A 13,269-nucleotide genomic window follows, 5' to 3' on the forward strand; every position below is an offset into this window, starting at 1 on the left:
GAGCGGCATGTCTGAGCTGACACGCGGCCTGGGCTTCGCCAGAGAAGTCACCCGCGAGCTGACCATGTTGGTGCCGCGCACGGTGGCCGGCCTTCGTGAATCGACCGGCTGGGCCGTGGCGTCACCGCGCGGTGTGCGTCAGTTCGGCGAGGTCATGCTGGACGAGGCGGTGCTGAGCGGCTTTTCGCTGCTGGCCGGCCGTCCGGCCGGAAGGCGGCCGCTCGAGGCGTGCGCGGCGGCGGCCGACCAGCTGTCGCAGCTCGGTGTCGACGGCGCGCATGCCGAGCCGAATCCGTTGCGGGTGAAGGAGATACAGCGGTATCGCATAGCGGGCCTGACCTATGAGCGGCTGAGTTTCGAGCACGATCCGGCGCTGCCGTCCACGCTGGAGGCCGACGGCCTGGGCGGCCCGGCCCGGGCGGTGGTGCATCTGTGTCGCCACCCGGGCGCCCCGAGGCCGTGGCTTGTCTGGGTGCACGGCGCCGGTCAGGGCGGCGCCGAGGACCTGTTGTTGTCCCGAATCGGCCGGATTCATCACACGCTGGGCTTCAACGTGGCCATGCCGGTGCAGCCCGGCCACGGTTGCCGCCGCCGCGAATGGCCGGCCTACCCCGATGTCGATCCGTTGGGCAACGTCGCCGGGATGATGCGCTCGGTGTCGGAGGTGCGTGCCGTCGTGCGTTGGGCGCAGCCCACATCGACTGCGACAGTGGTGGCGGGAATCTCGATGGGCAGCCCGGTGGCCGCGCTGGTTTCCCATCTGGAGAAGCGGGTCGGCGCGGTCGCGCTGTACACCCCGATCCTGGGTCTGAACGCACAGATCGCCCGGCACATGAAGCGCTTCGGATCGTCTCGCGACGGGTATGGGGAGTTACTGGAATCCCCGGAGGTCTCGAAGCTGACGTCGGTGATCGACCCCCTCGCCGTCACCCCGGCGCCGCCACCGAACCGCCGGCTGATCGTCGGGGCTTGGCATGACCGGATGGCAATGCGCGACCCCGCGGAATCGCTGCAGGAGCGCTGGGGCGGCCAGTTGTACTGGTACGACGGCGGCCATGTCGGTCATGTCTTTTCGCGGCGCGTCCACGGAGTCACCGAACGGTTCCTCCGCGAAGTCGCCGAGGCAGCCGCGGTGCGGCACTGATGGCGGCCACGTGGACGGCGCGCGCAGTCGTCGAACTCTACAACCTCGTGGTCTGGAACGAACGCGACATCGGGCTGGCCGAGGAGTTGATCGCTGACACCGTGATCCGGCACGAGGTCGGCGGGGCACGCACACTGACTCGTGCGCAGGCCGTGCAACGGGTGACGGACATGTGGGGGCTGGTCGACTCGCTGCGCTTCGACCTCAACGTCGTCATCGCGGGTGACGACGGCGAGCACGTCGCGATCGTCTACGACTCGACCATCATCGCCCGCGACGGCACACCGACGAACGTCGCCAGCATCGAGGTCTTCCGCGTCGTCGACGGCAAGATCACCGAGGTCTGGAACGCCGGCTACCAGCAAGGGGTTTGGAATTGAGCAGCGACCGCACGTGTGACGAACTCGGCTACTACCTCTTGGCCGGGGCGGGTGGCGAGGGGCCGGCGACGTTGATGGATGAGGCGCGCCGCGGCGAGGAGTTGGGTTTTGGCACCGCTTTCATCTCCGAGCGCTGGAACGTCAAGGAGGCGTCGTCGCTGACGGGGGCCGCGTGTGCCGTGACGTCGCGCATGCAAATTGCCACCGCCGCAACGAATCACAACACTCGTCATCCCCTGATCACCGGGTCGTGGGCGACTACGATGCACCGGTTGTCCCGGGGCCGGTTCACGCTGGGCATCGGTCGCGGCATCGCGGCAATCTACGGGGCCTTCGGCATCCCGGCGGTCACGACCGCGCAGATGGAGGATTGGGCGAACGTCATGCGCCGCCTGTGGCACGGCGAGCTGATTTTCAACCATGACGGCCCGATGGGCAAGTATCCGGTCCTGTTCCTCGACCCGGACTTCAACGAAGACATCCGGCTGGCACTGGTGGCCTTCGGGCCCAACACGCTGGCGCTCGGGGGGCGGGTGTTCGACGACGTCATCCTGCACACCTACTTCACTCCGGAGACGTTGCAGCGTTGCGTCAAGACGGTGAAGTCCGCCGCGGAGAAGGCCGGCCGCGACCCGGACGCCGTGCGGGTGTGGTCGTGCTTCGCCACGGTCGGCGACCACCTGCCCGAGGAGTTGCGGCTGAAGAAGACGGTCGCCAGGCTGGCGACCTACCTGCAGGGCTACGGCGACCTGATGGTGCGGACCAATGACTGGGATCCCGCTGTGCTGCAACGCTTCCGAGGGGACCCGGTGGTGACGTCGATCGCCGGTGGCATCGACCACAAGGCGACGGCGAAGCAGATCGAGCACATCGCGACGCTGATTCCCGACGAATGGCTGGAGCCCTCGGCCACCGGTTCGGCGCGGCACTGTGCCGATCGCATTCGCAAGGAATTCGACTACGGGGCCGATGCGGTGATCATGCACGGTGCGACGCCCGACGAGCTCGAGCCCGTCGTCGAGGCTTACCGGGCAGGCCGATAGGGAGCCGCGGGCGGGCGCAGGTGCTGGTTCAGGGCATGATGACGGTGCGTGACACCGGTTCGGCGGCGGCCTGCCGGCTGGACAGCCCCCGCGTCAAGGAGGCCAGCAGCGCGTCACGTGTTTCGCGGGGATCGATGAGTTCGTCGAATCCCATGTGCTCGGCCGACCGGTAGGACGCCTGCAACTCGGCGTCCCGCAGCTTCGCCGTCAGGTCGTCGCCGGCATGGGAGGCCCTGCTCAGCGCGGCCGCGCTCATCGCGCCCATCGTCGCCCCTGGGTAGGCGAACGTCGCGACCTGATGGTCGAAACCCAACAGCGACATGACCATAGACCCGAAACCGTACGCCTTCCGCAGCGTGAGGTGCAGCTTCAGCGTGGTGGCCGCGGTCTGCGCGGCGAACATCCGCGCGCCGGCGCGCAGCACCCCGCTGCGCTCCGACCGGCTGCCGGGCAGCATGCCCGGGTTGTCGGCGAGGAAGACCAGGGGCAGGTGAAACGAGTCTGCGACCGTGATGAAATGCGCTGCCTTGTCCGCGGCGTCGGCGTCGATGGAGCCGGCCAGCACCGCAGGCTGGTTGGCCACCACCGCGACGGGATGCCCACCGAGGTGAGCGAGCGCGCAGATGATCGCCTTGCCGAACTGTGGCTGTACTTCGAACCAGTCCGGCCTGTCGAAGATCACGTCGAGGACGGCGCGCATGTCGTAGACGCGGCGGTTGTCACGCGAGACGATGTCGAGCAGCTCGGGCGTGGGCCGCGGGGCGGCTGCCTCGCCCGGCGACTGCGAAGGCGGGTACGACCATGCGCTCGGCGGGAAATACGAGAGGTACCGCCGGATGTCGTCGAGCACGGCCTCGTCGTCCTCGGCGACGTTGTGGATCACCCCACTGGGCAGGGCGACGTCGGGACCACCAAGGTCTTCCTTCGAAATATCCTCTCCGGTCGACTCTTTGACGACGGGAGGGCCGGCGGTGAAGATGGCTCCCTGCCGGCTCATGATCCGGAAGTCGCATACCGGCGCCACCAGGGCGCCATGTCCGGCCGACGGACCGAGCACCCCGGCCACGGTCGGGACCCGGCCCGAGCACTGCGTCTGGGCGAGCAGGTCGGTCGGGGTGCGCCCGTAATGCCCGCCGGTAGGACGGAAGCCCGCGCCCTCGAGGAGCATCACCAGCGGAACCTTGTCCCGCAGCGCCATTTCGGCGATCCGGTACCGCTTCGAGTTGCCTCCGGGGCCGATGCTTCCGGCCAAGGTCGTGAAGTCTTCGGCGCCCAGCAGCACCGGCGAGCCGTTGATCTCACCCGAGCCGACGACGAGCCCGTCGGCCGCGACGTCGCCGCCGACGAGCGTTCCGAACTCGCGGAACGTCCCCGCGTCCAGCAGCCGCCCGATTCGGGCGCGCGCGTCGAGCTTGCCTTTGCGGTGGTGCTTGTCGAGCCGCTCCGGCCCGCCCATGCTCCACGCGTGCCGGCGGCGACGCTCGAGATCGTCGAGCGTTTCACCCCAGTCCTGGGCTTTCGTCATGCGTCTTTCCTACCTCGAAGTCGGATGTCATGGGAGATTTCGTCGCGCGCCTGCATCAGCAGGGTCACATACTGGATCGCTTACTGTAAAGTTACCCACATGGCTGACGCCTCCCGGCTCAAGATCGACGGGGGCATTCCCAATCGACTCGCTCGGGTGGCGGATGCGGCCGGTGCACTGGAACGAGACGGGTATGACGGGGGCTGGACCGCCGAAACCAGCCACGACCCCTTCCTGCCGCTGCTGCTGGCGGCCGAGCACACGTCCCGGATCGAGCTCGGCACCAATATCGCGGTGGCGTTCGCGCGCAGCCCGATGACCGTCGCCAACGTCGCCTGGGACCTCCAGGCGTACTCGAAGGGCCGGTTCATCCTCGGCCTGGGAACCCAGATCCAGGCCCACATCGAGAAGCGATTCGGTATGCCGTGGAGCCATCCGGCGCGGCGGATGCGCGAGTTCGTCGCTGCGCTGCACGCGATCTGGTCGGCGTGGAACGACGGCACCCCGCTGCGCTTCGAAGGCGACTTCTACACCCACAAGATCATGACCCCGATGTTCACGCCCGAACCGCAGCCCTATTCGGCGCCGAAGGTATTCCTCGCCGCCGTCGGTGAGGCGATGACCGAGACGTGCGGCGAGGTCGCCGACGGGCATCTGGGTCACCCCATGGTCTCCCGGCGTTACCTCGACGAGGTGACCATGCCGGCGTTGCAGCGCGGCATCGAGCGCGCCGGCCGCGACCGCTCGCAGGTCGAGGTGTCCTGCGAGGTGCTGGTCGCCACCGGCGACAACGACGCCGAGCTGGCTCGCGCCACGGCCGCCGTGCGCAAGCAGATCGCCTTCTATGGGTCGACCCCTGCGTACCGCCGAGTCCTCGACCTGCACGGCTGGGGTGATCTGCACACCGAATTGCACCGCCTGTCGCTGGAAGGGAAGTGGGACGCGATGGGCTCCCTGGTCGACGACGAGATGCTTTCGGCGTTCGCCGTGGTGGGTCCGGCGCAGACGGTCGCCGATGGCCTGCGGGCCCGCTGCGCCGGTCGGGTCGACCGGGTCCTGCCGATCTTTGCGACCGCTTCACCATCCTGTATCACCGCCGCACTGAAGGAGTTTCGCGAGTGAGCGTGCCGACCATAAACGAGTCCGCCAAGCTGTTGGCAGACCCGGTGGCCTACACCGACGAGCGACGGCTGCACGCCGCGCTCGCCCGGCTGCGCGCCGAGGCGCCCGTGTCGTGGGTCGAGGTGCCCAACTACCGGCCTTTCTGGGCCATCACCAGGCACGCCGACATCATGGACATCGAGCGTGACAACGCGTTGTTCACCAACTGGCCCCGCCCGGTGCTGACCACCGCAGAGGGCGACGAACTGCAGGCCGCGGCAGGGGTCCGCACGTTGATCCACCTCGACGACCCGCAACACCGGGTGGTGCGCGCGATCGGCTCGGACTGGTTTCGCCCAAAGGCGATGCGCGCGTTGAAGATGCGAGTCGACGAACTCGCCAAGATCTACGTCGACAAGATGCTGGCCGTGGGGCCGGAATGCGACTTCGTCCAGCAGGTCGCGGTGAACTACCCGCTCTATGTGATCATGTCGTTGCTGGGCATCCCTGAGGCCGACTTCGCCCGCATGCTCAAGCTCACCCAGGAGCTGTTCGGCAGCGACGACTCCGAATTCAAGCGTGGCAGCTCGAACGAGGATCAGATACCGGCGTTGCTGGACATGTTCGGCTACTTCAACGGTGTGACCGCCGCGCGCCGTGCCCAGCCAACCGAGGATCTCGCGTCAGCGATCGCCAACGCCCGCGTCGACGGCGAACCGTTGTCGGACATCGACACCGTGTCCTACTACCTGATCGTCGCCACCGCCGGTCACGACACGACCAGCGCGACCATCTCCGGTGGCCTGCACGCACTGATCGACAACCCCGACCAGCTCGAGCGCCTGCGCGACAACCTCGGCCTCATGCCGCTGGCCACCGAGGAGATGATCCGCTGGGTCACCCCGGTCAAGGAGTTCATGCGCACGGCCGGCAAGGACACCACGGTGCGTGGCGTGCCCATCGCCGCGGGTGATTCGTTGCTGCTGTCGTATGTGTCGGGCAATCGGGACGAGGACGTGTTCGACGGTCCGTTCCGTTTCGACGTCGGGCGCGAGCCCAACAAACATTTGGCGTTCGGCTACGGCGTGCACTTCTGCATGGGGGCGGCGCTCGCGCGGATGGAAGTCAACAGCTTCTTCTCCGAATTGCTGCCGCGGCTGAAGTCGATCGAGCTGACCGGCGAGCCGGAATTTACGGCGACCACGTTCGTGGGAGGGCTCAAACACCTGCCGGTTCGCTACTCCCTCGCGTGACGGCGACGGCGCCCCGCAGTTCCCGCATCGCCTCAGCGATCCGCTTAATTGTCGTGCTGCACAATTGTTGTCGGATCATCGACGAGGTCCTCGTGCGCTCCGTGTGAAGGATTGGGCAATGAATCGCAGGACGATTGTCATCACCGGCGCCAGCGACGGCATCGAGGCCGCGGCGGCCCGCCGTTTGCGGCGAGGCCGCGAGAACCTTGTGTTGGTGGGGCGCGCGGAAGGCAAGACCACCGCCGTGGCCACGGAGTTGGACGCCGACTATTTCGTCGCCGACTTCGCCGATCTCTCTCAGGTGCGAGCGCTGGCGGACAAGATCCGGTCGCAGTATCCACGCATCGATGTGTTGGCCAACAACGCCGGCGCGGTGTTCAGCAAGCTGCACAAGACAACCGACGGTCACGAGATCACCTATCAGGTCAACTATCTGGCGCCCTTCCTGCTCACCACGCGTCTGATCCAGGTCCTCGTCGACTCGCGTGCCACCGTCATCAACACCTCCAGCTCGTCACAGAAGCTGCTCCGCAACGTCGCCACAGCCGACTTCGAGACCACCGAGCGCCGCCGGCCCAGCGGCGCCTATGCGCTGGCAAAACTGGCGAACATTCTGTTCACCAAGGAACTGCACCGTCGCCATCACGCCGACGGCCTGTGCGCCGCGGTGGTCCATCCCGGATTCGTCAACACCAACATCGGTGCGTCCTCGGGGTCGCGATTCCTGACGATCATGCAGCGCACGCCGGTGATCCGGCTGATCAAGACCCCCGATCAGGGAGCCGAGCAGCTCGTCCGGCTGGTGTCGGGCGTACCCGGCGTCGATTGGGCACCGGGCGAATACTATGCGAACGGCAAGGTCGCCAAGTGCAATCGTGCGGCCCACAATCGGGTCCTTGCCCGCGAACTGTGGGAACGGAGTTTGGCCGCCACCGGGTAGGTCCTCGACCGGCTGCGCGCGCTCCTGGGAGGGCGCAAAAGTGTCCATCGGCGATCAATCCGGGGCCCAAAGGCCCTAGGAAGCGCGACACGTCGCCGTAAGCTCGAATCGGCAGTCTGACAGTCTGATTCAAGAGAGCACCGCATGCACCGTAGCGCTCATCATCCGGATTCCGCACTCCCGGTCGTCACGTTGGCGATCGAAGAACGCCATGGCAGGACATTCGCCAGGGCCGAGTTGGATTGGAAAGGATCGCATCTGGCCGCGACCGGCGTCGCCTACAGACATCCTTCGGACAACTGGCCGCGCGAATCGGGTCAGGGGCTGGCGACCGCACGTGCGCTGTCTGACTTGGCGAAACAGGTCACCGCTTTGTCCCCGGCCACCAGCTAAGCGAGTCCTCAAAGCGTGAAGTCGATGATGCCCCTGATGATGCTGCCGCTGCGTAGGTCGTCGTAGGCGTCGTTGATCTGGTCGAGGCGATAACGCCTGGTGATCATGTCGTCGAGCTGTAGTTGTCCGGTCCGGTAAAGCCCGGCCAGCCGGGCGATGTCCGCTCTCGGGTTGCACGAGCCGAATATGGTGCCGGCCAACGTTTTGTTCATCAGGATGAAGTCCTGCAGGTCGATCTTCACCGACCGGGTCAACTGCGAGGTCATGCCGGTGAGCACGCAGGTGCCGCCCTTGCGGGTGAGTTGCAACGCGTCGCGGACGTCGGCGGCGGTGATCAACGATGGCGAGACCACTACGGCGTCGGCCATGACGCCGTACGTCAGACCCCGCACCAGGTCCAGCGCCTCGGCGACCGTCGCGACGCCATGGGTCGCGCCGAACTGCAATGCCGATTTCTGTTTGAAGTCGACCGGGTCGACGGCGACGATGCGTGCCGCGCCGTTGATCCGGGCGCCCTGGATCGCGCCCGTCCCGATCCCGCCGGCGCCGATCACCACCACGGTGTCTCCCGCGCGCATGTTCGATCGGTTCGCGACCGAACCGTAGCCGGTCGGAATGGCGCACGAAAGTAGGGCGATCGGCACCAGGGGCATATCAGGCTCGACCTTCACGAGCGAATCCGTTGATACGACAGTGTGTTTCGCGAATGCGCCGACCTTGGCCAGGTGTCCCAGGGAGCGGCCGTCGGTCGTGTGGTGGCGGAAGGTGCCGTCGGTGGGCATGCCGGGGATCATGGTGCCGATGCCGACGTCGCACAGGTACTCCATGCCGGTCGCACACCAGCGGCACTGTCCGCAAACCGCCACGAACGACATCACTACATGGTCGCCGGGAGCGAAATCGGTGACGCCCGCGCCGACTTCGCGCACGATGCCGGAGCCTTCGTGGCCGCCGATCGTCGGGAACATGGTGGGCAGCCCCAGGGATCGCATCACTTCGTTGGGCGCGGACATGTCGCCGTTGAGGATGTGCTCGTCGGAATGGCACAAGCCGGCGGCCGCCATCTCGACCATGACCTCGCCGGCTTGCGGCGGGTCCAGCTCGAAGTCCTCGACGGACCATGGGCCGCCGACGTCGTGCAGGATCGCAGCGCGACTTCTCATGCGGCCGGGCTGAAGCTGACCGGAAGCTTGTTGGGTGAACGGAAGGTCAGGCCGACGATCTTGGATTCCTCGCCGGTCCCGTCGTCGGCGACGAACGTCAAATCGTTGACGCGGTCCAACAGGCTGTTCAGCATGACCCGCGTTTCGAGTCGCGCCAGGTGCATGCCGAGGCACATGTGGATGCCGCCGGCGAAGGCGATGTGGCCCCGGCGCGGCCGGCGAATGTCGAAGACGTCGGGATCGGTCCAGCGGGTCTCGTCCCGGTTGGCCGAGCCCATGCACATGTCGACCTGCGCGCCCGCGGGAATCGTCTTGCCGCCGATCTCGACGTCTTCGGTCGTGGTGCGCATGACCATGGTCAGTGGCGTCTCCACGCGCAGGCCTTCCTCGATGGCCGTCGGTATCAACGACCGGTCTTCGTAGACCGCGGCCAGCTGCTCGGGGTGCGTCAACAGCAGGTACAGCAGATTGCCCGACGAGCGGTAGGTGGTCTCCAGCCCGGCAGGCAGCAGCAGGCGCAGAAAGGCGATGATGGCCTCGTCGGTGAGCCTCTCGCCGTCGATCTCGGCGGCGACCAGGTCGCCGATGATGTCGTCGGTGCGCGTGCGGCGCCGCCGCTCGACCTGTTCCAGGAAGTAGCCGTGCAGTTCGGTCGCCGCGTTGAGCCCGGCGACGATGTCGGTGGGGATCGAGATGAGGTCGAGGGACAGGCGGCGGAACATGTCGAGGTCTTCCGGCGGCAACCCGAGCAGCGTCGAGATGATGCGGGTGGGAAACTCGAACGTGAGCGCTTTGACCAGGTCGGCGTGACCGTCGTTCTTGATCTCGTCGATCAACTGGTCGCAGACCGGCCCCACCACCGACGGCTCCCAGCGTTCCAGCGCAGTGGCGCGGAAGGCCTTGGCCACCAGGCTGCGGTGATCGTGGTGTTCCTTGCCGCCCATCGCCAGGATGGTGTGACCCATGACCAGGCCGATGGTTTTGTCGTAGGCGGCCGACGTGAAGACACGGTCGTCGCGGAAGGCCTGGAATACGCCGTCGTAGCCGAACAACACCCACTCGTCGCTGGGCCGCAGTTCCTCCGGCATCTGTTCGACGTCCATCAGGGCTCCATGCCAGACCGGATCGGTGCGCCGCATGTATTCGAAGAAGGGGTAGGGGCTGGTTTGCCCGGTGGTGTCGAGGGTGACGGGCCGGCCGTCGGATTCGGTGCGCAGCGTCATTGCCGCTCCTTCGAAAGGTGCTGGGGAATTTCGCTATCATAGTATAAATAGCAACCAAACCCAACGTCCGCGCCGGTCACTGCGGTGACGATGGTCTTCGCGCCTCTGCGCATCGCGCGGACCGGGCGGGTTCGACTCGCTGGCATCGGACTGGATTGTCCGAGAACACAACCGGGCGCTGGATGCGCAGTCGCAGCCGCATCAGCGCTATCCGGGGCGCGTCACACCGGGTTGAACTTGGTGATCAGCCAGTTGCCGTTGATCCGGTTCATGTGCACCAGCACACTGCTCAACGCCATCGACGGCTGAGGGTTGTCCTTGATGGTGGTGGTCTGGTCGACGAAGACCAGCACGACGGCCGAGTCGGGGTGCAGCTCGGACACCGCCGCACCCGTGACGTGAGCCGTCGTCTTCAGCGACTTCTGTTTGGCCGCCGGGGTGACGACCTGCTGGGTGAAATCGTTGTAGTAGTTCAGAAAGTCCCCGGCCAGGTGCGACCGAGCGTTGGCGAAGTCCTGGTCCAGCGAGTCGGACGAGTAGGAAAGGACCGCGACCGTACCGTCCGAAGCGGCGCCGGCCACCGTCGCCGCGACTCCGGAATTGGTTTGCTGGTCGGGCCGGTACTCCTTGAAGTACAGCCACGTCGCAACCCCGGCGGTGATCAGCAGGAGGGCGATCAGGATGACCGACACGGCCTTGCCGCCCCCGCGCACGCGCCGCAGGCCGCGTCGTACGCGCCCGACCGGCGCGGGTCGCTCCTCATCTTCTTCGGCATCTTCTTCGGCTTCTAGGGCGAACTCCTCTTCGGGGTCGTCGGCCGTCTCCTCCGGCGCCGCTTCGTCGACGTCGCTGAGGGCGTCGGGGTCAACCTCGTCGGGCGAGGGTACGGATGTCTCACGCAGGTCGTCAGTCACGCCACGTACTCAACTTTCGACATCTTGTACTGCCCATCGACGTCGGTAACGGTGACGCGCAGCCGCCAACTCTTGGGCGGTTCGTCCTTCCCGGGTGGGGAATTGGTGACGTGCGATGTCGCCGAGACGAGCACTACCGCGGAATCGTCGTTCATCGTTTCCACCGCGGCGGCGTTCACGGTGCCCTCGGTGATCGCTTTCGACTGCTCGACGACGGTGATGAAATCGTTGGCCTTCTGCTCGAAGTCTTCTTTGAACCTGCCGGTCGCGCTGTCGACCACACGCTGGAAGTCCTCTTTGGCCTTCGTGAAATCAAGCGAGATCATATACGTGACGCCCTGTTTGGCGCCGGCGGCGAACGCGGCCTCCCGCCTATGCTGCCGGGTGCTGTCACGGTGCTCCAGCACCATGTACGCGCTGAGGCCTGCCAACACGCAGATGAGAACCAGCGCGCCCACTTTCGACATCAAGGAGATCGACGGCAGCCGGCTCCGGGATCCGTCCGGCTCGAGTTCGTACTCCGGCTCCTCGGCTTCGTCGTACTCGTCGGCGCTGCCCTCGCCGTAATATTCGTCGTATTCCTCGGCGGCGGGCTCGTCGTGTTCCGCGCCGTATCCCTCGGAGTAGTAGTCGGTGGGTTCCACATCGGCGGCCGCAGCGGCCGCGTCGCCGTAATCCTCGGCGGCCTCGGCCAGGGTGAGAGCCTCGCGTCGCAGCCGGGCGGCGCGGGCGCGGGCGCGGGCCGCCGCCGCCATGGCCTCGGCCTCGGCGGCCTCGGCCTCCGCCTGCTCGATCATGGCCAACGCGTCGGCCTTGGACACGACCGGCTGCAGCGGCTCTTCGTGGTCGTCAGCCATCGTGCTCACCGCTGGTCGGTTTCATTATCGAGTGAACTCCGGTATCTCTTACCGTATTGGCCGTTGCTAATATCGGAGTCCCCAGCGAACCCCGACGAGGACCGATCAGGCGGATGATCCACCACCCAGACTGTCTCCCTTGCATCCTTCGCAGCTGCGATCGAATGCCCGATCGAACTCCGCCGGCGTCATGACCGCTGTCGACTCACCCGAAAAGATACTCTTCACCTCCACGACCCAAGCGTTTCTCCACAAAGAAGCGCCGTTGCGTCACGTCCGGGAACTGCACGCGGCCGGCCTGTCCTTCGACCCGGCGTGGTGGCGGCGCGCCGCGGAACTCGGCTGGACCGGCCTGCTCGTTCCGGAGGACCTCGGTGGCGGCAGCGTCTCGGACAGCGGCCTGGCGGACCTGGCCATGGTCGCCGAGCAGCTCGGCAGGACCGTGGCACCCGGTCCGCTGTATCCGGTCAGCGTCGTGCTGGCGGCGCTCGTCGACAGCGAGGGCGCGCAGGCGCACGCTGCGACCATCGAGTCGCTGATGTCGGGGGAGACGGTCGCGTCGTGGGCGGTGTGCGAGCCCGGCCGGGGCTGGACGCCGTTGGCCCCGTCGGTGACGGCCACCCGAACCGAGTCCGGCTACCGGCTCGACGGCGTCAAGGACCGCGTCGAGGCGGCCACCCAGAGCGCGCTGCTGCTGGTGACGGCGCGGTGCGGCCCGGACGCCGCCGAGATCCGCCAGTTCCTGGTGCCGACGGACGCGCCGGGTGTGCGTATCACCCCTCAGCAATCGGTAGACATGGTCAAGCAGTACGGCCGGGTGGAGCTCGACGGTGTGGTCGTGGAGCCGTCCGCCGCTGTCGGCACCGCGGGCGAAACCGCCGCGCTTGTTGCCCGGCAGGGCCAGATCGCCCAGGTGCTGCAGTGTGCGGAGGTGGTCGGCATCCTGGCGACAGTCTTCGACTTCACTGTCAGATGGGCCCTGGACCGGCACACGTTCGGTCGACCGCTCGCGTCCTACCAGGCGCTCAAGCACAAATTCGCCGACATGAAGCTGTGGCTGGAAGCCTGCCGTGCCACCACCGCCGCGGCGGTGGCCGACGTCGCCTACCGCTCACCCGCGGCCGGCCTGTCGGCCAGCATCGCCAAGTCCTACGTCGGTGAGATGGCCGGCCAGGTGGTCCAGGGCTGCGTGCAGATGCACGGCGGCATCGGCGTGACCTGGGAACACGACCTCCACCTGTACCTGCGCCGGGTTGCGTTGTACCGCTCGATGTTCGGCACGCCGGAAGAACACAACCTGTGCGTGTACGAATACGAGAAGTCGGGCCGCTGA

Annotated in this window: 13 protein-coding genes; 8 read left to right on the forward strand and 5 right to left on the reverse strand. The window is 66.8% G+C overall.

The features are described from left to right. Positions 1-7: 7 nt before the first annotated feature. Genes G6N48_RS01720 through G6N48_RS01730 form a run of 3 tightly spaced genes read left to right on the forward strand, consistent with a single transcriptional unit; the run spans position 8 to position 2,567 of the window. Positions 8-1,144 carry a PHB depolymerase family esterase gene (locus G6N48_RS01720; RefSeq protein ID WP_085269035.1) on the forward strand — a complete coding sequence of 379 codons (1,137 nt, stop codon included), beginning with the start codon at positions 8-10 and terminating at the stop codon, positions 1,142-1,144. Next, the gene (locus G6N48_RS01725; protein WP_085268899.1) at positions 1,144-1,524 is read left to right on the forward strand and encodes a nuclear transport factor 2 family protein; all 381 of its coding nucleotides are present in this window, start codon (positions 1,144-1,146) and stop codon (positions 1,522-1,524) included. The genes G6N48_RS01720 and G6N48_RS01725 overlap by 1 nt, the downstream gene beginning before the upstream one ends. Next, the gene (locus G6N48_RS01730; RefSeq protein ID WP_085268898.1) at positions 1,488-2,567 is read left to right on the forward strand and encodes a TIGR03857 family LLM class F420-dependent oxidoreductase; all 1,080 of its coding nucleotides are present in this window, start codon (positions 1,488-1,490) and stop codon (positions 2,565-2,567) included. The genes G6N48_RS01725 and G6N48_RS01730 overlap by 37 nt, the downstream gene beginning before the upstream one ends. 28 nt (positions 2,568-2,595) lie before the next feature. Here G6N48_RS01730 and G6N48_RS01735 read toward each other — a convergent pair whose 3' ends face one another. After that, entirely contained in the window at positions 2,596-4,092 is a 1,497-nt protein-coding gene (locus tag G6N48_RS01735; protein ID WP_085268897.1) for an acyl-CoA carboxylase subunit beta, read from the reverse strand. A gap of 99 nt (positions 4,093-4,191) precedes the next feature. On the opposite strand from G6N48_RS01735, the gene G6N48_RS01740 reads away from it, so the two are divergent. The 4 genes from G6N48_RS01740 (at position 4,192) to G6N48_RS28865 (ending at position 7,779) form a co-directional block, all read left to right on the forward strand. Then, a complete protein-coding gene (locus tag G6N48_RS01740) occupies positions 4,192-5,214 on the forward strand; it encodes an LLM class F420-dependent oxidoreductase (RefSeq protein WP_085268896.1) in 1,023 nt (340 codons plus the stop codon). An 11-nt stretch (positions 5,215-5,225) separates the two neighbouring features. After that, complete coding sequence (locus tag G6N48_RS01745) at positions 5,226-6,446, forward strand: cytochrome P450 (protein WP_085269034.1); 1,221 nt, start codon at positions 5,226-5,228, stop codon at positions 6,444-6,446. Positions 6,447-6,564: 118 nt separating this feature from the next. Further along, complete coding sequence (locus tag G6N48_RS01750; protein ID WP_085269033.1) at positions 6,565-7,386, forward strand: SDR family NAD(P)-dependent oxidoreductase; 822 nt, start codon at positions 6,565-6,567, stop codon at positions 7,384-7,386. Between the two features lie 144 nt (positions 7,387-7,530). Continuing rightward, complete coding sequence (locus G6N48_RS28865) at positions 7,531-7,779, forward strand: dsRBD fold-containing protein (RefSeq protein WP_085268895.1); 249 nt, start codon at positions 7,531-7,533, stop codon at positions 7,777-7,779. Between the two features lie 8 nt (positions 7,780-7,787). Here G6N48_RS28865 and G6N48_RS01760 read toward each other — a convergent pair whose 3' ends face one another. From G6N48_RS01760 to G6N48_RS01775, 4 genes are all read right to left on the reverse strand, one after another. Continuing rightward, on the reverse strand, positions 7,788-8,942 hold the full coding sequence (locus G6N48_RS01760; protein WP_085268894.1) for a Zn-dependent alcohol dehydrogenase: 1,155 nt from the start codon (positions 8,940-8,942) through the stop codon (positions 7,788-7,790). Then, complete coding sequence (locus tag G6N48_RS01765) at positions 8,939-10,165, reverse strand: cytochrome P450 (protein ID WP_085268893.1); 1,227 nt, start codon at positions 10,163-10,165, stop codon at positions 8,939-8,941. The genes G6N48_RS01760 and G6N48_RS01765 overlap by 4 nt, the downstream gene beginning before the upstream one ends. A gap of 221 nt (positions 10,166-10,386) precedes the next feature. Next, on the reverse strand, positions 10,387-11,079 hold the full coding sequence (locus G6N48_RS01770) for a hypothetical protein (RefSeq protein ID WP_085268892.1): 693 nt from the start codon (positions 11,077-11,079) through the stop codon (positions 10,387-10,389). Then, entirely contained in the window at positions 11,076-11,936 is an 861-nt protein-coding gene (locus G6N48_RS01775; RefSeq protein WP_085269032.1) for a hypothetical protein, read from the reverse strand. Before G6N48_RS01775 ends, G6N48_RS01770 begins: the two co-directional genes overlap by 4 nt. A gap of 190 nt (positions 11,937-12,126) precedes the next feature. Here G6N48_RS01775 and G6N48_RS01780 point away from each other — a divergent pair, with 190 nt between their 5' ends. Then, positions 12,127-13,269 carry an acyl-CoA dehydrogenase family protein gene (locus G6N48_RS01780; RefSeq protein WP_085268891.1) on the forward strand — a complete coding sequence of 381 codons (1,143 nt, stop codon included), beginning with the start codon at positions 12,127-12,129 and terminating at the stop codon, positions 13,267-13,269.

Source organism: Mycobacterium parmense (assembly GCF_010730575.1).
In the GTDB taxonomy this organism is placed as follows: Bacteria; Actinomycetota; Actinomycetes; order Mycobacteriales; family Mycobacteriaceae; genus Mycobacterium; species Mycobacterium parmense.